Genomic DNA, 21,963 nt, shown 5'->3' on the forward strand with positions numbered 1-21,963 from the left:
TTATTTTTGATAAAGTCTTATTTTATTGAAATATTTTCAAATATAAGTTAATAATTTTTGAGAGGATGAATGATGATTTAATTCACTGAAAATGAGCTTTTCTGATATGATATTTAGCAAAATAACACGGTTAATTAACATTATGAGAATACCAAGAATTTATCACTCTACTTTATTGCAAGCAGTGAAATATTGTGCGTTAAGTGAAGAAGCCGCGAATCATGTTGGGCGTGTGCTACGTATGCAAGCAGGTCAACAATTGGAGTTGTTTGATGGTACGAACTATATTTATACAGCAGTTATTACGCAATCAAGTAAAAAAGCAGTAGAAGTTGAAATCTTAAGCCAGCAATTAGATGATCGTGAAAGCCACCTTAAAATTCACTTAGGACAAGTGATTTCACGTGGCGAACGGATGGAATTTACTATTCAAAAATCCGTCGAATTAGGTGTGAATGTAATTACGCCATTGTGGTCTGAACGTTGTGGTGTAAAGTTAGATGCAGAACGTATGGATAAAAAAATCCACCAATGGCAGAAGATTGCAATTGCTGCTTGTGAACAATGTGGGCGCAATATTGTGCCTGAAATTCGTCCAATGATGAAGTTGCAAGACTGGTGTGCAGAAAAAGATGGGAGTTTAAAGTTGAATTTACATCCAAGAGCCCAATATTCAATTCGTACCCTACCTGAAATTCCAGCGGAAGGAGTACGTTTATTGATTGGCTCTGAAGGTGGGTTATCTGCGCAAGAGATTGCACAAACAGAGCAGCAAGGTTTTACTGAAGTGTTATTAGGAAAACGCGTATTACGTACTGAGACAGCCGCACTAGCAGCAATTACTGCTTTGCAAACTTGTTTCGGTGATTTAGGTTAAAAGAGAGATATGATGGAATTACAAGATCATTTTTTAATTGCAATGCCACAAATGGAAGATGAATATTTTTCTCGCTCTGTAGTTTACATTTGTGAGCATAATGATCAAGGCACAATGGGGTTAGTTCTCAACCAACCCACAGATCTGAGTATTGCAGAACTTTGTGCCAAGATGAATTTTATGATGAAAACTGACCGCACTTATGGTGATGATTTAGTGTTAGCTGGGGGACCTGTCAATATTGAGCGTGGTTTTATTCTACATACTAAAACTACTCGAGATTTCAAACACAGTTACAAAGTGACCGATCATTTATTCCTAACAACTTCTGCCGATATTATTGATACGTTCGGTACGCCAAATGAACCTGAAAAATATTTAGTTGCTTTAGGTTGTGCAAGTTGGACACCACGTCAATTAGAAGGAGAAATTGCTAATAATGATTGGTTAGTTGTACCTGCTAATGATCGTATTTTATTTGATGTATCTTACGAAGATCGTTGGTTAGAAGCCAATTTATTGTTAGGTATTCAACATCATAATTTGGCATATCAAGCAGGGCATTGCTAATGGGAATTACCGCACTGGCATTTGATTTTGGTACAAAAAGCATTGGCTGTGCAGTAGGGCAAAGCATTACTGGCACGGCTCGAGCATTGGCTGCATTCAAAGCGCAAGATGGTATTCCTAATTGGCAGCAAATTGAGAAATGTTTAACCGAGTGGAAGCCCGATATCATTGTAGTTGGTTTACCTTTAAATATGGATGGTTCAGAGCAAGAACTTAGTGTAAGAGCAAGAAAGTTTGCTAATCGTTTGCACGGACGTTTTGGTATTAGAGTTGAATTACAAGATGAACGTTTGACGACAGCACAGGCTCGTGCAGAGATTTTTACGCGTGGTGGTTATCGTGCATTAGACAAAAGTAAAGTCGATGGCATCTCAGCTTGCCTCATTTTAGAAAGTTGGTTTGCGCAGCATAGCGGCATCGAATAAAATCTAATCTATAACTCATCGTACCTTTTCTTAAATCCTTCCCCTTTGTATTTATTTTATCTAATTTGAGTTGATTTTATCAAAAAAACGTATAGAATTTGCGCCCCTTTAAATTTAAGGATAAATCTAAGGAGATACAATGAAAAGGTTTTTACCTAGTCTTTTATTGTTAGGTTTAGTTGCTTGTTCATCAAATCAACGGATATGTGACTGTTCTCAGCCTGAGTCTCAAACTGATTTAGCGACTAAATCCTCAACAACACAATTTCAACCCCTATTATCAAAAGCGCCTTCAACGCCATTTAATTTGCTTTCTTCATCTAACTCAGATGAGCAGCAAAAAGAAAAAATACCTGAACCTGTATTATTGAGCGGGTTAACGACTCCAACACCTAGTGTTAAAGGTGTTAATGAGCCAGTCCTTTCATCTGACTCATCAAATTTTATGACTTTGATGGGGCAGAATGGCACCGTACTGACGGTTTGGGCATTGGCAAAACGTAATTGGTTATGGGCTTATGCCAATATAGATTCTCAGAATTTTGGCACAATTCGTAATTGGAAAATGGAACATAGTAAACATCGTGAGCATTTTCGTTTCGTTAACCAATCTTTAGGTACTTGTATTGAAGCTTATGGTAATGGGTTGATTCATGATACTTGTAATTTAAATAGATTAGCGCAAGAGTTTGAATTATTACCAACAGATAGTGGCGCTTTTGTCATTAAAAGTGTGTCACAGGGACGTTGTGTGACTTATAACCCAGTGAGTACAACAGATTATTCAACGATTACATTATCAACTTGTGATGGAGCAACCGAACCATTACGTGATCAAACATGGTATCTCGCTCCTCCTCTATTAAAAGCTATGGCGGTTAATTAAACTAAGGAGTTAATATGCAATGGATAAAGCAATTAAGTATAGTTTTCTGTGCTGTGTTATTTAGCTTTTCAAGTTATGCTAATTTAAGTGATTTCAAAGTAGCAACTTGGAATTTACAAGGCTCTTCTGCCGCAAATGAAAGTAAATGGAATATTAATGTTCGTCAGTTATTATCGGGCGAACAAGGTGCAGATATTTTAATGGTACAGGAAGCAGGCTCTTTGCCGAGCACTGCGCTAAGAACTGCACGAGTGATTCAACATGGCGGAACACCAATTGACGAATATACTTGGAATTTAGGTACTCGTTCTCGTCCAAATACGGTTTATATTTATTATTCTCGTTTAGATGTTGGTGCAAACCGAGTCAATTTGGCTATTGTGTCACGCCGCCAAGCGGATGAGGCTTTTGTGATACATTCTGACTCCTCAGTGCTTCAATCGCGTCCCGCCATAGGTATTCGTATTGGTACAGATGTATTTTTTACAGTGCATGCTTTAGCAACAGGTGGTTCTGATGCGGTAAGCTTGATCCGTAATATCTTTACTACTTTTAATCAAATGCCAGAGAGGCGAGGGTATAGCTGGATGGTTGTTGGTGACTTTAATCGTGCCCCTGTTAATCTAGAAGCCGCATTAAGACAGGAACCTTCTGTAAGTGAAAATACAGTTATTATTGCTCCAACAGAACCGACTCATCGTTCTGGTAGTATTTTAGATTATGCGATTTTGCATGACGCAAATTTACCACGTAGAGAGCAAGCGCGTGAGCGTATTGGTGCGAGTTTAATGTTAAATCAGCTACGCTCACAAATTACTTCTGATCATTTTCCTGTTAGTTTTGTACGTGATCGTTAAGGGGAATATAATGAACAAATATTTATTGAGCTTCTTATTGAATTTGATATTAGCGTTGCCAAGTTATGCAGAATCAAACCCAGATCCAACAACTTATCCTGATGTTGAATTATCGCCTCCACCACGTGTTAGCTTACGTAGTTTATTTACTGGTGAGCCAATTCGAAATGATCACTATGGTACTCATAGCCCTTTAAATAAACATTGGGAGCTAGTGGAATATAAGGGACCAGAATATGAAGAGAACCGCGATGGTGGCACCTTAATACAATTTAAAGTAGTAGGTGCATCAAAATGCTTTGCCTTCCAAGGAGTGAGTAATTGCACAGATACAAATCATACAGTATTTAGTTTGATTCCAACAGATACAGGTTCTTTTATTATTAAAGATGTGTTATTAGGCTTTTGTTTAACAAGCCATGGTTTCAATGATTTAAATCTTGAACCTTGTGGACATACTGTAAGTGGTAAGACATTTTCTTTGGCATATCAATGGGGGATTCTACCACCTTTTGGACCAAGTAAAATTTTGGTACCACCTGCTAAAAAATAGTACAAACACTTTATTTCTGTTTTAAAACACATGTTGATATAAGTAAGAAATGAGTGACTAGGCTTTTGCTTATCTCATTTTAAAATTTGGATACAATAACACATGGAATGTGGCATGAATAAGCAAAAAAACACCGCACTAAAAAGTGCGGTGTTATTTTTTATCGTTTTATCAGCAATAAATTATGCTTGACCTTTAACGGCTTTTAATCCTAAGAAAGGTGCTTTATCACCTAATGCTTCTTCAATACGGATTAATTGGTTGTATTTTGCGATACGATCTGAACGGCTCATTGAACCTGTTTTGATTTGACCCGCCGCAGTACCTACTGCTAAATCTGCGATAGTTGCATCTTCAGTTTCACCAGAACGGTGTGATATTACCGCAGTGTAACCAGCATCTTTTGCCATTTTGATTGCAGCTAATGTTTCAGTTAATGAACCAATTTGGTTAAATTTAATTAAGATAGAATTCGCGATACCTTTTTCGATACCTTCTTTTAAAATTTTGGTGTTAGTAACGAATAAGTCATCACCAACTAATTGAACTTTGTCACCTAAAACTTTAGTTTGGTATGCAAAACCTTCCCAGTCTGATTCATCTTGACCATCTTCGATAGATACGATTGGATATTCTTTGCATAACTCTTCTAAATAATGTGTGAATTCTTGTGAAGTGAATGATTTACCTTCACCTTTCATTTCATACATACCATTTTCTTTGTTATAGAACTCAGATGATGCACAGTCCATCGCGAGAGTGACATCTTTACCTAAAACATAACCCGCTTTTTCAACAGCTTCTTTAATACAAGCAAGTGCAGCTGCGTTTGATTCTAAATTAGGCGCGAAACCACCTTCATCACCAACAGCTGTACTTAAGCCTTTACCTTTTAATACTTTAGCAAGATTATGGAAAACTTCTGCACCGATACGTAGGGCTTCTTTTAATGTTTTTGCACCTACTGGTTGAATCATGAACTCTTGGATATCAACGTTGTTATCTGCGTGCTCACCACCATTAATGATGTTCATCATTGGTAACGGCATAGAGTATTGGCCTGGTGTACCATTAAGTTCAGCAATCCAAGCGAATAATGGCATACCTTTCGCTGCTGCCGCTGCTTTTGCGTTGGCTAAAGAAACAGCTAAGATCGCATTTGCACCAAATTTAGATTTATTTTCAGTACCATCTAAATCGATCATGATTTGGTCGATTTCAGCTTGATTCGCCGCATCTTTACCAATTAATGCTTGAGCGATAGGACCGTTTACTGCTTCAACCGCTTTCAATACACCTTTACCTAAGAAACGTGCTTTGTCACCATCACGTAATTCTAATGCTTCACGTGAACCTGTTGATGCACCTGAAGGTGCTGCAGCTAAACCGACGAAGCCACCTTCTAAATGTACTTCTGCTTCAACAGTTGGGTTACCACGTGAGTCGATGATTTCACGGCCGATCACTTTAACGATTTTTGCCATTTTTATTTTCCTCTTAAATTGAAAGTAAACTATAACGAATGTGTCGTATCTTAAAATAATTCATTTCGTTTGTCTTGTGAAAAATGCTGATTAATTGATTTATATCTAGTTTTTTAAGCGGGGAAAAAGTCATTACAAAATTTAGTTTACAGCCTTTATTTAAGCCGCCTTCTAGCATAGACAATAACCTAATTTTACGTTTTATCTACATAGCTTTCGTAACGTATTGATTACTAAACAGCACTGCAAAATTAAGTAAAAATCGACCGCACTTAGTTTGTTACAATCGTAGAAGAATGTGGTCACAGATTTAGTATATGTAAATGAAATAGAAAGAGATGAATAAGTTGTTAAGAGGAATTCACTGATTGACTATGCTCTGGATTTACGCAGTGAGAAAATAGCAAAAGGTACACAGATTATAATGTGAATGAGGGGAGATAGAGCGTGATCCAAACGGAATTAAGCGATGAGTAATAAGCGCCACAATGTTGTGACGCTTACTTTATCGTATTTATTTTTTTTGATTTTCTTTAGCTGCTTTGACAAAACCAGCAAATAATGGATGACCATCGCGAGGTGTAGATGTAAATTCAGGATGGAATTGGCAAGCAACAAACCAAGGATGGTTTGGTACTTCAATGATTTCCACTAATTTTTTATCTGCAGATAAACCTGTTACTTTCAAACCTGCTTGTTCAACTTGCGGGCGTAATACATTGTTTACTTCGTAACGATGGCGATGGCGTTCTTCAATGGTTTCTGCACCATAAAGCTGATAAGCTTTGCTTCCTTCGATTAGATGGCATTGTTGGGCGCCTAAACGCATAGTGCCTCCTAAATCAGATCTATCAGAACGCGTTTCAATATTACCTTCCGCATCTTGCCATTCTGTAATTAAACCGACAACGGGATAGTCGCAAGTGCGGTCGAATTCAGTTGAATTTGCATGAGTTAAACCTGCAACATTACGTGCGTATTCAATGTAAGCGACTTGCATACCTAAGCAAATACCTAAATAAGGTACATTATTTTCGCGTGCATATTTTGCTGTAAGAATTTTGCCTTCTATGCCACGATTACCAAAACCGCCAGGCACTAAAATACCATCCACACCTTCCAACACTTCGGTACCTTTAGTTTCTACATCTTGTGAATCAATATATTTGATATTCACGTTTAAACGATTTTTGAGACCTGCATGTTTTAATGCTTCATTGACTGATTTGTATGCATCGGGCAATTCAGTATATTTACCGACCATCCCAATAGTCACATCACCTGTTGGATTGGCTTCTTGATATAACACTTGTTCCCATTCTGAAAGATCAGCTTCTGGACAATCTAAATGGAAACGTTGGCAAATGAAATCATCTAAACCTTGTGATTTTAGTAATGCTGGAATTTGATAGATTGAACTGACATCTTTTAATGAAATTACGGCTCTTTCTGGCACATTACAGAACAAAGCAATTTTGGCACGTTCATTTGGTGGGATCATACGATCTGAGCGGCAAACCAGAACATCTGGCTGAATACCAATAGATAATAATTCTTTAACTGAGTGTTGGGTCGGTTTGGTTTTCACTTCACCCGCAGTTGGAATATATGGCACTAATGTTAAGTGCATAAATAAAGTCCGCTCACGACCTACTTGAACCGCTAATTGACGTAACGCTTCTAAAAATGGTAATGATTCGATATCGCCAACAGTTCCCCCGACTTCAACAATCGCAACATCATGACCCGCTGCACCATCAATAACACGAGATTTAATCTCATTAGTAATATGTGGAATGACTTGGATTGTAGCGCCTAAATAATCACCACGACGTTCTTTACGTAGTACTTCAGAATAGATTTTTCCTGTCGTAAAGTTATTACGTTTGGTCATTTTAGTACGAATAAAGCGTTCGTAATGACCTAAATCTAAATCGGTTTCTGCGCCGTCTTGGGTAACGAAAACTTCACCATGCTGAGTTGGGCTCATTGTACCTGGATCCACATTAATATAAGGATCAAGTTTTAACATGGTTACATTTAAACCACGAGCTTCTAAGATTGCTGCTAATGACGCTGCTGCAATACCTTTACCTAGGGAAGATACAACACCACCCGTTACAAAAATATAATTTGTAGCCATATGAAACCTAACTGTTGAGATGAAAAATAGATTGAATGAATAATCAAAGACGGGAGAGTAGTTTACAGCAAAGGGTTAATTAACTCAATCATTGTACGGTGTTTTCTGCTAAAGTCGCTTTAACATCAGACAGAAATGCTATTTATACCTATGTATTCGGGTAGGTAGTTATTGTAACACGTCTAAATATTGTACATTTTTTAGCACGCTGTTGTAGGTGCTGTCGATTTTTTATAGTACAATGTCACATTTTTATATTCTGTATAGATTAAAAAAATTTTATTTCTTTTTACTTTTGAGGTTTTATATGAACAAAAACACCTTTGTAGTTGGCTTTATGTTATTTGCCATTTTTTTTGGTGCAGGAAATTTAATTTTTCCGCCCAAGTTAGGGTTTGAAAGTGGTCTGGGTTTTTGGCCTGCTATTCTTGGTTTTGTTACAACTGGAGTGGGATTGCCACTATTAGGTATTTTAGTTGCAACGCGTTATGAAGGCGGATATAAAAAAGCATTAGAAGATATTCATCCATGGATGTCAATTCTCTTACTCGGTGCAATTTATTTAACTATCGGTCCTTTCTTTGCTATTCCACGTACTGCCGCAACGGCATTTGATATGGCAGTGATTCCATTTATTGGTGAAATGGATCAAATAGCATTGTTCGTTTTCACTCTCGTTTATTTTGGTATCACGTTATGGGTGAGTTTGAATCCAACTAAAATGGTGGATCGCATTGGTGCTATTTTAACACCTGTACTTTTAGTGGCGATTATGGCTTTAGTGGTTCGCATGGCGACTATTTTAATGGGCGGTGAATATGTGAATACCGCAGCAGGTATGAGCAACCCATTGGTAACGGGCTTTATTGAAGGCTATCAAACAATGGATGTATTAGCTTCTTTTGCTTTCTCTGTTGTTGTAATGAATGCTATTCGTGCGAAAAGTGATAAAAATAGTAGTTTTATTAAGCAGGCTACACTGGCAAGTATTGTTGCCGCTATTGCGCTTGCCTTTATTTATATTGCGATTGGTTGGATTGGTAATAATATGCCATTAAGTACAGGCATGCTTGCTGAAGTATCCGCCAAAGGTCAAAACTTAGGTGTGTTTATTTTAAATGAAGCGACAACGCAATCTTTTGGCGCGCTAGGTCGAAGCCTGCTTGGCTTAATCGTTACGCTTGCTTGTTTAACGACGGCGATTGGTCTGGTTGTTGCGACATCATCTTATTTTAATAGTATTTTCCCAAAAGTTTCTTATCGTAACTATGCGATTTTATTCACGTTAATTGGCTTTGGTTTAGCAAATCAAGGTTTGAATGCGGTGATTAGTAAATCTGTTCCTGTCTTACTGGTACTTTACCCAATTTCAATGACTGCTATGTTGCTTTTATTAGTCAATTTAGTCATGCCACTACCAAGATTAGCTAAAGGTGTTTCAATTGTTCTTGTGACAATTATTTCGATTCTTTCTGTTATGGGATCAACGCTAGTCGCCAATTTACCGCTTAAAGCTTATTCGATGGAGTGGTTACCATTCGCTATCTTAGGTTGTATAGCTGGTTTGATTATTGCAAAAGTGAAATCGAATCAAGCATTACGCAAAGCAACTGCGAAATAATTTCCTGTTTCTAAATAAAAGGCAGACAAATAGTCTGCTTTTTAATTAGGTAAAATTGAATTATGAATTATGCGAGTTCGTAAGGTAATGTTAACAAAGCTAAATCGGTCTGTTCGGTGAGTCTGAATTTTGTTCCCGCTTCCACCTGATTATTCATAACGACTTGTAACCATAACATGCCTTCGAAATTGACTGCATTGATAATTGCACCAGTTTTACGCCAGTGAGTGTCTAATTGCATTTCAATTTCACTATTTAATTCAGGCGTGTCTTGGCTATTGCCAACAAAAGTGAACATCGCTCGTTTATTTGCACCACGATATTTGGCACGTGCGACAATTTCTTGCCCAATATAGCAACCTTTTTGGAAGGAAATCGTATTTTCTAAGCATTGTAGATTTAAGGCTTGGGGAATAAATTCGCCTTGTGTTACTGTGCTTAACATTGGAATACCATCTTGAATATCTAACAGGTCCCATACAGAATGTGTTGCGTTAGTTGTGATATCTAACGAGGTTGGGTGAAGCAGTAATAGGCGAGGCTGTTGGCTGTTTAGATGGATGCGGATTTGAGCTTGAATTTCATCACACGCATTGATGAGCTGTTGACCAGCTAAACCAATAATATGCCAATTCAGTTCAGTGAAAGTCACTTTTGAAAAGACAGCATATTTTTTGAGCTGTTCTAATGTAGTTAGTAACAGTTGTTTTTTGATTAAAAGACAGAAATGTTGTGCTTCCGTACGAATTAAACGGAATAATGAAGTGACTTTGCCTTTCGGATCACAATGAGCTGCTAGTGTTGAATCCCCTTCAGCAAGTTGGCTCACATCACAAGTTAATTGACCCTGTAAGAATTTTTCCGCATCTTCACCTTTTATTTCAATTAAAGTGTATTGTTGTAAATCGCAAGCAATAGTATCTTGCATTTGAGTTAATAATGAATAAGTCATATCCTTTTTCCTTACTCTAAGTTTTGAATTTGTTCACGCATTTGTTCAATTAACACTTTTAATTCTACCGCAGAATTTGTCACTTCAGTATTAATTGATTTTGACGCAAGGGTATTGGATTCACGGTTTAACTCTTGCATCATAAAGTCTAATTTACGACCAATTGCACCGCCTTTTTGTAAAATAGTTTGTGTTTCTTTCACGTGTAGTTGTAAGCGATCTAGCTCTTCTGCTACATCTACGCGTTGTGCCACTAAAACCATTTCTTGTTCCAGTCGTTGAGGATCAGCCTGTAAATTAATTTCTTCAAAGCGTTGTAGTAAACGATCGCGTTGCCATTGTAAAATGTCTGGCATTTTTGACCGCACTTTATCCGCTTCAATAGAAATAGCGGTCAAGCGTTGTTCAATTAACGCTTGTACTTTTTCACCTTCTCTCGCTCGCATTGCAATAAAGTCAGTTAATAAAGCGTCAAAGCCGCTTAACAATTGCTGACTAATAAGATCCAGATCTTGCTCTGGTGCTTCTACGACCCCTGGATAGCGTAACACATCATTTAAATTAATTTCGCCTTCACCTGCTTGTTGTTTAATCCATTGTAATGATTGGATAACTTGTTGTGCTAAGGCTTTGTTTAAATTGAGTTCAGTTGCAGTTTGTTTTTTATTATCAATCCGCAGTGTACATTCAATTTTACCACGTGTGAGCTTTTGACGCAGTTTTTCACGTAACGTATTTTCAAGACCACGAAATTGTTCAGGTAAACGAAAAAAAGTTTCCAAATAACGTTGGTTTACCGAACGAATTTCCCATATGGCATCGCCCCACTCTTGTTTTATTTCAAGACGGGCGAAGGCGGTCATACTATAAATCATGTGAATTCCTTAAGTGTTACGAAAAGATGAACTGTTAAACTTGGCTATTGTACTTGTAAATTTCGTTTCTGTCAGTTTGTTTGTATGCTAAAATAGCGCGAATTTTTTATCAGAATAGCGAATAAAAAGGAATATCTTATGCGCCCAAATGCACGTGCAAATAATCAGCCCCGCCCAATTAAAATTACTCGTCACTACACAAAACACGCTGAGGGTTCGGTGCTTGTCGAATTTGGTGATACAAAAGTATTATGTACCGCAACGGTTGAGGAGTCTGTTCCGCGTTTTTTGAAAGGACAGAATCAAGGCTGGGTAACCGCAGAATATGGCATGTTACCACGCTCAACTCATAGTCGCATGCAACGTGAAGCAGCAAAAGGCAAACAAGGTGGACGAACTATGGAAATCCAGCGTTTAATTGCACGTTCATTACGCGCGATGGTGGATTTAGCAGCGTTAGGTGAGCGCTCGATTACCTTAGATTGTGATGTAATCCAAGCAGATGGTGGTACGCGTACGGCTTCGATTACAGGCGCTTGTGTTGCTTTATGTGATGCGATTAATACATTAGTTGCAAATGGTGCATTAAAAACTAACCCGCTCAAAGGGTTAGTGGCGGCAATTTCCGTCGGTATTGTTGAAGGAGAAGCTGTATGTGACTTGGAATATGTTGAAGATTCAACTGCGGAAACGGATATGAATGTCGTCATGATGGAAGATGGCAGAATGATTGAGGTACAGGGGACGGCAGAAGGTGAACCATTTAGCCATGAGGAACTCTTAACGTTACTTGGATTAGCGAAACAAGGTTGTGATGTGATTTTTGCTGCCCAGCGCCAAGCGCTAGCAGAATAAAAGGGACTTGAGAGTGGAAGCTTATAAATTAGAATTTATTCAATTTGCGTTAAGTCGTCACGTATTGAAATTTGGAGAGTTCACATTGAAATCAGGTCGTATTAGCCCATATTTTTTTAATGCGGGTTTATTTAATACGGGCGCTGATTTAGCGCGTTTAGGTGAATTTTATGCCAAAGCGATTCAAGCCAATGGGTTGGATTATGATGTGATTTTTGGTCCCGCCTATAAAGGCATTCCCATTGCAACTACGTTATCTGTTGCGCTATTTAATCAATTTCAGGTTGATAAGCCCGTTTGTTTTAATCGTAAAGAAGTTAAAGATCATGGCGAAGGCGGTCATTTAATTGGTGCAGCTTTACAGGGTAACGTGTTATTAGTTGATGATGTGATTACTGCGGGTACAGCCATTCGCGAGTCAATGGCATTAATTGCTGCAAATAATGCGCAATTAAGCGCGGTACTTATCGCTTTAAACCGCAAAGAAAAAGGTCAAGGCGAGTTATCTGCGATTCAAGAGGTTGAGCGTGATTATCAATGCCAAGTATTGTCAATTGTTGATTTTGATGATTTGATTAGCTTCATTGAACAAGAAGCACAGTATCAACAATATTTACCCGCTATGCGTGCTTATCGGGAACAATATGGGGTGAAATAAGCGAAAAGTGCGGTCTGTTTTAAGAAAATTTTAAGCATTATGCAATATTTTAGTAAAACAGACCGCACTTTTGTCTATTTTGGAGAAAAAGAATGAGTTTTATTGGTAAATTTTTAGGACTGATTATCGGTTGGAAGTTTGGTGGCTTTTTCGGCGCAATCTGTGGCGTGATTTTAGGTCATTTGGGTGATAAAAAATTGTATGAGCTTGGTACGGTAAATTCGAGCTTTTTTAAAAGTAAAATTACTCGTCAGTCGCTTTTCATGCAAACGACTTTTGCCGTGCTAGGACATTTAAGTAAAGCAAAAGGGCGAGTGACAGAAAATGATATTCAATTAGCAACGCATTTAATGCAGCAAATGCAATTAGATGAGACTAATCGCCGTTTAGCTCAAGAGGCTTTTACGCGTGGTAAAGGGACTGATTTCCCTTTGCGTCAAGTGATTCGCGAATTTCGACTCGGTTGTGGGCAACGCGCAGATTTGTTGAGAATGTTTTTACATGTACAAGTACAGGCGGCGTTTGCTGATGCGCAATTAGAGCAAAGCGAGAAAGACGTTTTGTATGTTGTTGCAGAAGAACTTGGTTTATCTCGTTTTCAGTTTGAGCAAATGTTGGCAATGGAATTTGCTGCGCGTCAATTTACTCGCAGAGGCTACCAACAGCAAGGTTACCAAAATGGTTATAGCTATCAACAACATAGTCAGCAAAATTATGGTGGTTACCAATCACATTCTGGTCCAACAGTAGAAGATGCTTATCAAGTACTGGGTGTGGCTGCCACAGATGATCAACAAACAGTTAAACGTGCATATCGCCGTTTAATGAATGAAAATCACCCAGATAAGTTAGTGGCAAAAGGGTTACCAAAAGAAATGTTAGAAATGGCTAAAGAAAAAACTCAGCAAATTCAAGCCGCGTATGATTTAATTTGTAAAACAAAAGGTTGGAAATAATGTTATTGCCAGCAAAAGATCGTTTTCCACTTTTGCTTGCAATGATCATTGTGCTGATTTTGGTATGGTCAAGCATTGAACCTTTCTCAAGAGCGGTATGGTATGCTGAAGTTTTACCAATATTGTTAATTTTAGGACTACTTGTAGTGACTTACCGCATTTTTCAATTTAGTCATCTTGCTTATTGCCTAATGAGTCTTTGGATGATCTTACATTTAATTGGTGCCCATTATACTTTTGAACATGTGCCATTTGATTGGGGTAATCGCCTCTTATCAGCTTGGTTAGGAGAGGAACGTAATCATTTTGATCGTGTTGCTCATTACGCGATTGGATTTTATAGCTTTCCAATGGCTGAGTGGCTATTACGCCGTAAATTATGTAGTCCAGCGCTTGCTGGCTTTTTTTCTTTGTTTTTTATTATGAGCGTTGCGGCAAGCTATGAATTAATTGAGTGGCAGTATGCTGTGATTGCTGGTGGTGAAGCCGGCGCGGCATTTTTGGGTTCGCAAGGCGATAGCTGGGACGCGCAAAAAGATATTTTGGCTGACATGTTAGGTGCTATTACGGCGTTAGTGTTGTTTTATTTAGTGAGAACTGACAAACAATGCGTGTAATTTTAGCGCCAATGCAAGGCGTACTTGATCCTTTTGTGCGCCAACTTCTGAGTGAAGTAAACCACTATGATTTGTGCATTTCTGAATTTGTACGTGTGGTTGATCAGCTTTTACCACCTAAAGTGTTTTATCGTCTCTGTCCTGAATTATATCAACAAGGATTGACTCAATCGGGTACGCCAGTGCGAGTTCAGTTACTGGGGCAACATCCACAATGGCTCGCGGAAAATGCACAACGTGCCATTGAATTAGGATCTCAGGGGATTGATTTGAATTGTGGATGTCCTTCAAAAACAGTGAATGGTAGTCAGGGCGGAGCTTCATTATTAAAGCAACCGGAATTGATTTATCAAGCCACAAAAGCATTGCGCCGAGCGGTGCCAGCACATTTACCCGTTAGTGTTAAAGTGCGTTTAGGTTGGGATAGTATTGAACAAGCCTTTGCTATTGCGGACGCTGTGCAGCAAGGTGGCGCAACAGAAATGACTATTCATGGCAGAACTAAAGCAGATGGTTATCGTGCAGATCGAATCAATTGGGCGAAGATTAATGAAATTCGACAAAAACTGCACATTCCTGTAATTGCTAATGGTGAGATTTGGAATTGGCAAGATGGACAAAATTGTTTAGCGATAACGGGTTGTAATGATTTAATGATTGGGCGCGGCGCACTTAGTATTCCTAATTTGAGTTTCGTCGTGAAATACAATCAACCTAAAATGGCATGGGCGCAAGTACAACAAATATTGCAGCAATATGCGCATACTGAAAATCAGTTTGATACTGGATTTTATCATGTTGCACGAATTAAGCAGTGGCTAGGTTATTTAAAAAAAGAATACCCTGAAGCACATGCGCTATTTGAATTAATTAAAACTTGCCATGATGGACAAGAACTAAGAATAAAAATAGATGGAGCAATGATTAAATGAAATACCAATGGCTTTTTTTTGATGCAGATGAAACGTTATTTTCTTTCGATGCATTTGCTGGTTTGCAAAAATTATTTGCTGATTATGGTGTTGATTTCCAACAAACAGATTTTGATGAATTCCAGCGAGTCAATAAACCGCTTTGGGTACAGTATCAAAATGCAGAAATTACCGCAGAACAATTGCAAGTGACGCGTTTTGCCAGTTGGGCTACTCGTTTAAATAAAAAGCCAGTGGAATTAAATGATCATTATTTAATTGCGATGGCAGATATTTGTAAGCCACTTGAACATGTAGTAGAAACTTTAGCAGTATTAAAAGAGCATACCAATTTAGGCATCATTACTAATGGATTTACAACCTTGCAACGTTTACGTTTAGAGAAGACTGGGTTAGCCGATTGGTTTCAGTTTATTACTATTTCAGAAGAAGTGGGAATCGCAAAGCCTGATTCGCGTATTTTTGAACATAGTTTAGAGCTAGCAAATGTCACGGATCGCAGCCACGTTTTGATGGTTGGCGACAATCTGGATTCTGATATTTTAGGTGGACATAACGCACAGTTGGATACGTGTTGGTTACATTATAATCGCGAAAATGCGACAAATGTTATACCGACTTACAGTATTGGTCGTTTTGATGAGCTATTGGAGATTGTTTTAGCCTAGTAAAAGGCATTGTGCTGTAAGAAAGTGAGTAAAAGAGCGGTCGATTTTTAGAAAGTTTTGAAATAAAAGTGATGCTTCTCAAAGAGCGGTGCTACGTACAATTTAGCGTGCTGGCGAGATACTCTGTATGAATGTGTTTGTATGAGCTTAATTATCACACTAAAAGTGCGGTCTGTTTTCTGAAGGTTTTGGTGACGAATAGCTATCTTCTGCCAAATGGTTGGTAAACATTACAAGAGCATGGAAATTGAGAGGCGGGTCTTGTGTCCGCCTTGATAATGAAAATGTCTGATTAATTGGTTTGCTTTTTGAGTGCTGCTGAAATACATTGCTACAATGAGAGCTGTTATAATCTGTGGATTGCTCCTTTAGCCTTTCATTATTGCTTAATTACACATCTAGACCAAGTACTTTACGTCCATTGATACTAGCAATATTTACCATGGCTTCTAAATCAGGAAAGCGACACCCTGCGGCTAGTAAGCTCAGTTCTTGCCACATATCGCCTTCGCATAATGGCACCATATAATCACAGATATTATCGGTACCGATTGCAACAGTAATCCCTTCTGGAATCATTTCATCTGCTGGCGTTAATGCATTATGAAATGGCATTAAATCTTCTTTACGATTACTATCGATCCATGCCATTGGGCACGCAATCATCATCATTTGTGCTTGACGCATTTTTTCATATAAACGGTAGCGGTAATCTTTCGAATGTGCGCCAATAGAAATGCCATGAATTGCAACGACGCGTCCTTCCATACCGTGTTCAATTGTTTTGTCACAAAGTTGTTCTGTTTCTTTTTCTTTAGGAGAGTTGAATTGATCTACATGGACATGACACATGATACCGCGAGATTTGGCTGTATCTAATAAAATATCCATTGCTTCTAAGCCTCGTCCATAATCTAATTCATCACGATAAGGTAAGCCGCCTATCATATCAACCATTTCCGCACCAATGTCAAACCATTGTCTTGCGGTTGGTTCAATTACACCTTTTAGTGTTTGGTTGGCAAATTTTAATGTAATGTCGTGTTTATATACTTCACGTGCCTTGTGTGCAGCAATAATCGCACGGTCTTCGCAGATAGGATCGATATCAACAAAAGTACCAAAGGCGGTGACACCTTGTGAGATCATTAATTCAATAGATTGGCAAAAACGAGCATAATAGTCATCTACACTGGATGTACGTTTGACTTCATCAACTAAATCCCATTTTTGTTGCAAATTACTGGTGTGATAAATTCCAATTTTTTCTGGAGTCATCGTGAAGGCACGATCTGCGTGTGCATGTGCATTTACCCACCCCCCTTTTTTAATGATTTCATCTCTAATATAAGTTTTAAAACTACGAACGTGGTTTTTCATAATAGCTCCGTGAAGGCATAAAGGTGAGAGATAAGTTAGGGATCGTAGAGATAAAAAAAATCCCCAATAGCTGAGGATTTCTGATTAATCAAAAATAGAAATGGAATCAATACGTTAAGGCGATTGATGGAATAACTAGCAATGTTATGAAAAATTCTCTGATTTTTAATTAATAACATTATGTCTAAATCCTAAAAAATTGCTCGCTAGTATAAAGTGTTGAACCTGAAAAATATAATTGGTTTTGACTATTGGTCATAGCCAGTTTTCGATTATTTTTCAATGAACGAGCGATCTTGATTGAATACCTCAAGGAATAATCCTAACGGTGGGCGTTGAGAAGATTCTTTTTGGTAATCACGATTGTATTTTTGATAATTTCCTTGTTTATCAATATGGTATTGTGTGCCATCAGCTGCAACAATCACATTCCAACGATAGTTAGATACTAAAATCCAGCCTACATCTTGGTTTAAATTAAACAAATCTCGGCCTTGTGAATAGTCTGAAATTGGATTTTGCGCATGAAAAATATGTTTCATTACTGCGGGCAGTAAATCCATGTGGCTAGTTAACTTAGTTATTTGTTGTACGGGTAAGGTGTGCCAATGAATGATCATTGGTACTTGGATTTCATCACGTGCAAAATAATGATTACGTTCTTTTTTATTTAAATCATTAAATTGATAGCCGTGTTCAGCTGTAATCGCAACAAAAGTATTGGTTAAGTCGATATCGGGTAATATTGCGCTTAATAAACGATCGATTTCGGCTAATTCCAGCATATAGTCTTCAGGTGACAAATTTGGACGAATATCGAGACTTAAGTAGGCAGCAAAAGGCTTATTTTGTGTTTTTGCTGTTTGTAGCCAAGTTTTAAACAACGTAGTTTCTGATTGATTGTTAGTTTTGCGTGTTGAACGGCTGAGAGTCGGGAATAAGACTTGACGGAATAATGTTGAATTAAACTGTGTACTAGAGAATAAACCTAATTGATAGTTTTCCTGTTTTAATTTTTCAACTAAGACTGAAGCTGTTTTATTACTGAGTAGGCTATCCATATAATTAGCGCTTAAACCATAAAATAAGCCAGTAAGCCCAGTGTTATTACTATTACCGCTACTATAATGATTAGTAAATTGAGTTGAATTTGTTGCAAACTGAGCCAAATGAGGCATTTTTGCTTCAGTGATAGCGTCATAGCGTAAACCGGAAATGGTAATTAAGACCATATTTGGCGTTTGGCTTGCAATAAAATTCAGTTTTTGTTTTGGATAGTTTACTTTTAGTGCATCTAATCGACCTTGTTGTTCAATAATTTGGTCGTATTCTTCTTTATTTAAGAAACCATGTTTCTCTAAGAATGAACGTGCGGTCATTGGGTAAGAGAGTGGAAAGTTAGAGCGCTGCATGGTTATCGGACGATAAATAAACGCATCGGCCCAAGCATAAATTAAGTGGGTAGCGATAAAGGTACAGACAAAGAAAACACCGACTACTTTAAGCCATTTTTGACGTTCTAAACTACGTAATTTCTGCCAAGACCAGCGCGAGAAAACCATTTGAACTAGTAAAATAATCGGCATTGGGACAAAGAAAATTTGCCATGTACGTGATAGTTCACCGTTATCTGGGTTGACTAATAAATTCCACACAACGGTAGATAAGTGCAGATTAAAACGGGAGAATACTTCCGTATCCACCAATAGTAGTGTCGCCCCAATTGTGGTCAGGAGCACAGTAATACCGCGGAAAGTTCGCTGATTTTTGATGATAAAACTCAGTGGAAAAATAATCAGCAAATAAAGCGCAAAAACGACAAAACTAAAATGACCTAAAATGCTAATGAAAAAATACAATTTACCTAATAATGTATCTGGCCAATCGATAATAAAGGCATAACGTGTGCCGATGGCGATTGCCCATAAGATATTAAAAAAAGCAAACCAATGACCCCATGAAATTTTTCGTGAGGTTTCTTCGCGATATTGTTTGCTTACTTTAATCCACATTATATTTACGATTTTTTGTCGCTAATTGAATGTAATAGAGCATTTGAAAAGGCTTTGGCTAATGCTGTGCGTTGATTGGTACCAACACTGCTGACTAATAAATTAGTGACCATATTACCGAGAACAACGAGTGATAAATCGACAGGTGCTTGATGTTTTTCTAAAACGGCGATCATGTCATTTAAAATCGCATCTACTTGTTTATCTTGATATTTTGAATTTTTTGCCATTCTAATTTTGCATTACGAAATAAAGTTTGTGCTATATCATAACCGATTATTTTGTATATCCCAGCATTTTTTCTTATTTATAGTTAAAAAAGTGCGGTTATAATATGACGAACTTTTTAAGGCAAAATAATGGATTAAACATGAGCATAAATGTGAACGAAATTGTGCTTCATCAGTTGATGAGAACCGGTGAAGGTGAGGCAGTAAAATTAAGCACTTTGTTACGTGAACAACTACTTACAATTACATCAGAAGTAGAACAAATGATGTTGCAACTACATCAAGCCTATCAAAATAAAAGTAAAGCCTATGGTGTATTTCAAGACACTTCCCTTTTTGCTCAAGATTTAAATCGTTTACTCGAAAATGACAATGAATTTCTCGAGTTTAGTCAAAAATCGACCGCACTTTTAGCCACAGAATTAAGTAAATATTCATTTGCAGACAACGGCACGCTAGTCTTTTGTCGTTATAGCTTTTTAGCTACAGATTATCTTTTTATTGCTTTACTTGATAGTCGAGCCAGTATGTTAGTTGATGAACATTTAGATATTCATCGTACTGAATATCTTGATATTACGCAGTTTGATATTGCAGCGCGTATTAATTTGACAGAGTTAAAATTAGATGCGCAATCGAATCGTTATTTGACTTTTGTTAAAGGGCGAGTAGGACGCAAAATTGGCGATTTCTTTATGGACTTTTTAGGGGCGGATGAAGGGTTGAACCCTCAAGTACAAAATCAATGTCTATTGCAAGCAGTGAGTGATTATTGTGAGCAAGCGGATTTGAGCAAAGAACAAGCGCAAGCCGTGAAAAAGCAAGTATTTGAATATTGCAAAGGGCAGATTAATTGTGGAGAAGAGATTGAATTAACGGAACTTTCTGCCAATATGCCAACTCTAAACGAACGCGCTTTTGTGGAGTTTGCGAGTGAACAGGATTATGGCTTAGAGCCAAGCATTCCACCAGTACGTTCGGCATTAAAATCGTTAACCAAATATTCTGGCTCTGGTAAAGGTGTCACTATTAGCTTCGACGCAGAATTAATTAATCAGCGTATTTTTTGGGATGAAAGTACTGATACATTAACAATTAAAGGATTACCACCAAATTTACGTGACCAATTGCAACGGCAGTTGAAAGAACAGAATTGATTTGGCAATCCAGCAAAGTTTCGGTATTATCGTTCATCATTTGCAGTGTATAAAAAGGTAAAAACTATGCAATTTAAATCAGTTATCAGTGCTATTGTGCTGGCATTGAGTATCACCGCTTGTTCAAGTGTAGATAAAATCGTTTATCGTATTGATGTGCCACAAGGCAATTATTTAGAAGCAGCAGCGGTAAATCAATTACAAGTAGGGATGAATGCTCAGCAAGTGCAGTATCTATTAGGTACACCTGTATTAATTGATCCTTTTAATAGCGATAAATGGTATTACGTATTTTTACAACAAAAAGCGTATCAGACGCCTGAGCAGCATACATTACTGGTAAATTTTGATAAGCGTGGGGTGGTAACGAGTTTTGATTTAGATAAACCTTTACCTGATGAAAGCAAGCCTGCGATTAATAATGCAATTATTCAAGCAGAAAATACTGCGCCAAAGAGTTGGTGGCAATTTTGGAAATAGTTAATTATTTGTAGCACTTCGTGGTTTGCGTGTGCTCTTTTTTCGGTTGGTCAAAGTTGAGGATAGTCTATGCCTAAGATTTTGTTAGTGGATGATGATGTTGAATTGATAGAGCTTCTTGCTGAATTATTGACGCTAGAAGGCTTTGAGATTGATATGGCAAATAATGGCTTGCAAGCATTACAAAAACTCGATCTTAGTTATGATTTAGTCTTGCTAGATATTATGATGCCTGTGTTAAATGGGGTTGAAACGCTAAAAAGAATTCGTCAAGAATTTAGTGTTCCAGTCATTATGCTGACTGCACGAGGCGATGATATTGATCGTATTTTAGGTTTAGAGCTTGGTGCAGATGATTACATTCCAAAACCCTTTAATGATCGTGAACTGGTAGCACGAATTAAAGCAATTTTACGCCGCACACAACAGTCAACTCCTCTAGGTGTTGTTGAACTTAAAGATAATCGTAGTGAATTTATGTTCTGTGGTATTACTCTTTGCCCAGGACGCCAACAAGCTTTTTATAATGATAAAGATTTAGAGTTAACTGGAACAGAATTTGCGTTGTTACAAAAATTAGTCTTAAACCCTGGACAAATTCTTTCAAGAGAATCTTTGAGTATTGAAATCTTAGGCAAACAATTAACACCATTTGATCGTGCTATTGATATGCACATGTCAAATCTACGTAAAAAATTACCACCTCGTACCGATGGTTCACCTTGGTTTAAAACCTTAAGAGGTCGTGGTTATTTGTTAGTGTCAGAAAGATAAA

The 21,963-nt window shown here is 37.7% G+C and carries 23 protein-coding genes; 16 read left to right on the forward strand and 7 right to left on the reverse strand.

Annotation, left to right across the window (positions count from 1 at the left end; translation table 11 throughout):
• Positions 1 to 142: 142 nt before the first annotated feature.
• From rsmE to C0975_RS04475, 6 genes are all read left to right on the forward strand, one after another.
• Positions 143 to 877, forward strand: a complete 735-nt coding sequence (rsmE, locus tag C0975_RS04450) for a 16S rRNA (uracil(1498)-N(3))-methyltransferase (RefSeq protein ID WP_101775195.1) — start codon at positions 143 to 145, stop codon at positions 875 to 877.
• A 12-nt stretch (positions 878 to 889) separates the two neighbouring features.
• Positions 890 to 1,447 (forward strand): YqgE/AlgH family protein, encoded by a 558-nt coding sequence (locus C0975_RS04455; protein WP_101775196.1) that lies wholly within the window; start codon positions 890 to 892, stop codon positions 1,445 to 1,447.
• A complete protein-coding gene (gene ruvX, locus C0975_RS04460) occupies positions 1,447 to 1,872 on the forward strand; it encodes a Holliday junction resolvase RuvX (protein WP_101775197.1) in 426 nt (141 codons plus the stop codon). The genes C0975_RS04455 and ruvX overlap by 1 nt, the downstream gene beginning before the upstream one ends.
• 139 nt (positions 1,873 to 2,011) lie before the next feature.
• Entirely contained in the window at positions 2,012 to 2,758 is a 747-nt protein-coding gene (locus tag C0975_RS04465; RefSeq protein ID WP_101775198.1) for a cytolethal distending toxin subunit A/C, read from the forward strand.
• Between the two features lie 14 nt (positions 2,759 to 2,772).
• On the forward strand, positions 2,773 to 3,615 hold the full coding sequence (locus C0975_RS04470; RefSeq protein WP_101775199.1) for a cytolethal distending toxin subunit B family protein: 843 nt from the start codon (positions 2,773 to 2,775) through the stop codon (positions 3,613 to 3,615).
• A gap of 10 nt (positions 3,616 to 3,625) precedes the next feature.
• Entirely contained in the window at positions 3,626 to 4,168 is a 543-nt protein-coding gene (locus C0975_RS04475) for an RICIN domain-containing protein (RefSeq protein ID WP_101775200.1), read from the forward strand.
• 182 nt (positions 4,169 to 4,350) lie between these two features.
• Here C0975_RS04475 and eno read toward each other — a convergent pair whose 3' ends face one another.
• Positions 4,351 to 5,652, reverse strand: coding sequence for a phosphopyruvate hydratase (gene eno, locus C0975_RS04480; protein WP_101775201.1), 1,302 nt, complete (start codon positions 5,650 to 5,652; stop codon positions 4,351 to 4,353).
• Positions 5,653 to 6,166: 514 nt separating this feature from the next.
• Positions 6,167 to 7,795 (reverse strand): glutamine hydrolyzing CTP synthase, encoded by a 1,629-nt coding sequence (gene pyrG / locus C0975_RS04485; protein WP_101775202.1) that lies wholly within the window; start codon positions 7,793 to 7,795, stop codon positions 6,167 to 6,169.
• Positions 7,796 to 8,102: 307 nt separating this feature from the next.
• On the opposite strand from pyrG, the gene brnQ reads away from it, so the two are divergent.
• Positions 8,103 to 9,416 carry a branched-chain amino acid transport system II carrier protein gene (gene brnQ, locus C0975_RS04490; RefSeq protein WP_101775203.1) on the forward strand — a complete coding sequence of 438 codons (1,314 nt, stop codon included), beginning with the start codon at positions 8,103 to 8,105 and terminating at the stop codon, positions 9,414 to 9,416.
• A 67-nt stretch (positions 9,417 to 9,483) separates the two neighbouring features.
• Here the strand turns inward: brnQ and ygfZ are convergent, their stop codons facing one another.
• Together ygfZ and C0975_RS04500 are read right to left on the reverse strand one after the other, a co-directional pair.
• Complete coding sequence (gene ygfZ / locus C0975_RS04495; RefSeq protein ID WP_101775204.1) at positions 9,484 to 10,368, reverse strand: CAF17-like 4Fe-4S cluster assembly/insertion protein YgfZ; 885 nt, start codon at positions 10,366 to 10,368, stop codon at positions 9,484 to 9,486.
• An 11-nt stretch (positions 10,369 to 10,379) separates the two neighbouring features.
• Entirely contained in the window at positions 10,380 to 11,243 is an 864-nt protein-coding gene (locus C0975_RS04500) for a YicC/YloC family endoribonuclease (protein WP_101775205.1), read from the reverse strand.
• Positions 11,244 to 11,381: 138 nt separating this feature from the next.
• On the opposite strand from C0975_RS04500, the gene rph reads away from it, so the two are divergent.
• The 6 genes from rph (at position 11,382) to yjjG (ending at position 15,929) form a co-directional block, all read left to right on the forward strand.
• Positions 11,382 to 12,098, forward strand: coding sequence for a ribonuclease PH (gene rph, locus C0975_RS04505; RefSeq protein ID WP_101775206.1), 717 nt, complete (start codon positions 11,382 to 11,384; stop codon positions 12,096 to 12,098).
• Positions 12,099 to 12,111: 13 nt separating this feature from the next.
• Positions 12,112 to 12,756 carry an orotate phosphoribosyltransferase gene (gene pyrE / locus C0975_RS04510; RefSeq protein WP_101775207.1) on the forward strand — a complete coding sequence of 215 codons (645 nt, stop codon included), beginning with the start codon at positions 12,112 to 12,114 and terminating at the stop codon, positions 12,754 to 12,756.
• Positions 12,757 to 12,848: 92 nt separating this feature from the next.
• On the forward strand, positions 12,849 to 13,712 hold the full coding sequence (djlA, locus tag C0975_RS04515; RefSeq protein ID WP_101775208.1) for a co-chaperone DjlA: 864 nt from the start codon (positions 12,849 to 12,851) through the stop codon (positions 13,710 to 13,712).
• The gene (locus tag C0975_RS04520) at positions 13,712 to 14,329 is read left to right on the forward strand and encodes a DUF2238 domain-containing protein (RefSeq protein ID WP_101775209.1); all 618 of its coding nucleotides are present in this window, start codon (positions 13,712 to 13,714) and stop codon (positions 14,327 to 14,329) included. Before djlA ends, C0975_RS04520 begins: the two co-directional genes overlap by 1 nt.
• Positions 14,320 to 15,261, forward strand: coding sequence for a tRNA dihydrouridine(16) synthase DusC (gene dusC / locus C0975_RS04525; protein WP_101775210.1), 942 nt, complete (start codon positions 14,320 to 14,322; stop codon positions 15,259 to 15,261). The genes C0975_RS04520 and dusC overlap by 10 nt, the downstream gene beginning before the upstream one ends.
• Positions 15,258 to 15,929 (forward strand): pyrimidine 5'-nucleotidase, encoded by a 672-nt coding sequence (gene yjjG, locus C0975_RS04530; RefSeq protein ID WP_101775211.1) that lies wholly within the window; start codon positions 15,258 to 15,260, stop codon positions 15,927 to 15,929. Before dusC ends, yjjG begins: the two co-directional genes overlap by 4 nt.
• Before the next feature lie 390 nt (positions 15,930 to 16,319).
• Here yjjG and C0975_RS04535 read toward each other — a convergent pair whose 3' ends face one another.
• The 3 genes from C0975_RS04535 to C0975_RS04545 all read right to left on the reverse strand — a co-directional run bounded on the left by C0975_RS04535 (position 16,320) and on the right by C0975_RS04545 (position 19,551).
• Positions 16,320 to 17,309 (reverse strand): amidohydrolase family protein, encoded by a 990-nt coding sequence (locus C0975_RS04535; protein WP_101775212.1) that lies wholly within the window; start codon positions 17,307 to 17,309, stop codon positions 16,320 to 16,322.
• Between the two features lie 272 nt (positions 17,310 to 17,581).
• The gene (locus C0975_RS04540) at positions 17,582 to 19,321 is read right to left on the reverse strand and encodes a DUF3413 domain-containing protein (protein ID WP_101775213.1); all 1,740 of its coding nucleotides are present in this window, start codon (positions 19,319 to 19,321) and stop codon (positions 17,582 to 17,584) included.
• Positions 19,322 to 19,326: 5 nt separating this feature from the next.
• A complete protein-coding gene (locus C0975_RS04545) occupies positions 19,327 to 19,551 on the reverse strand; it encodes a YejL family protein (protein WP_101775214.1) in 225 nt (74 codons plus the stop codon).
• Between the two features lie 140 nt (positions 19,552 to 19,691).
• On the opposite strand from C0975_RS04545, the gene yejK reads away from it, so the two are divergent.
• The 3 genes from yejK (at position 19,692) to C0975_RS04560 (ending at position 21,962) form a co-directional block, all read left to right on the forward strand.
• Positions 19,692 to 20,708 carry a nucleoid-associated protein YejK gene (gene yejK / locus C0975_RS04550; protein WP_101775215.1) on the forward strand — a complete coding sequence of 339 codons (1,017 nt, stop codon included), beginning with the start codon at positions 19,692 to 19,694 and terminating at the stop codon, positions 20,706 to 20,708.
• A gap of 66 nt (positions 20,709 to 20,774) precedes the next feature.
• Positions 20,775 to 21,188, forward strand: coding sequence for an outer membrane protein assembly factor BamE (gene bamE / locus C0975_RS04555; RefSeq protein WP_101775216.1), 414 nt, complete (start codon positions 20,775 to 20,777; stop codon positions 21,186 to 21,188).
• 69 nt (positions 21,189 to 21,257) lie between these two features.
• Entirely contained in the window at positions 21,258 to 21,962 is a 705-nt protein-coding gene (locus C0975_RS04560) for a response regulator (protein ID WP_101775217.1), read from the forward strand.
• Position 21,963: the final 1 nt, after the last annotated feature.

It is taken from the genome of Pasteurella oralis (assembly GCF_002850605.1).
GTDB lineage: Bacteria > Pseudomonadota > Gammaproteobacteria > Enterobacterales > Pasteurellaceae > Pasteurella > Pasteurella oralis.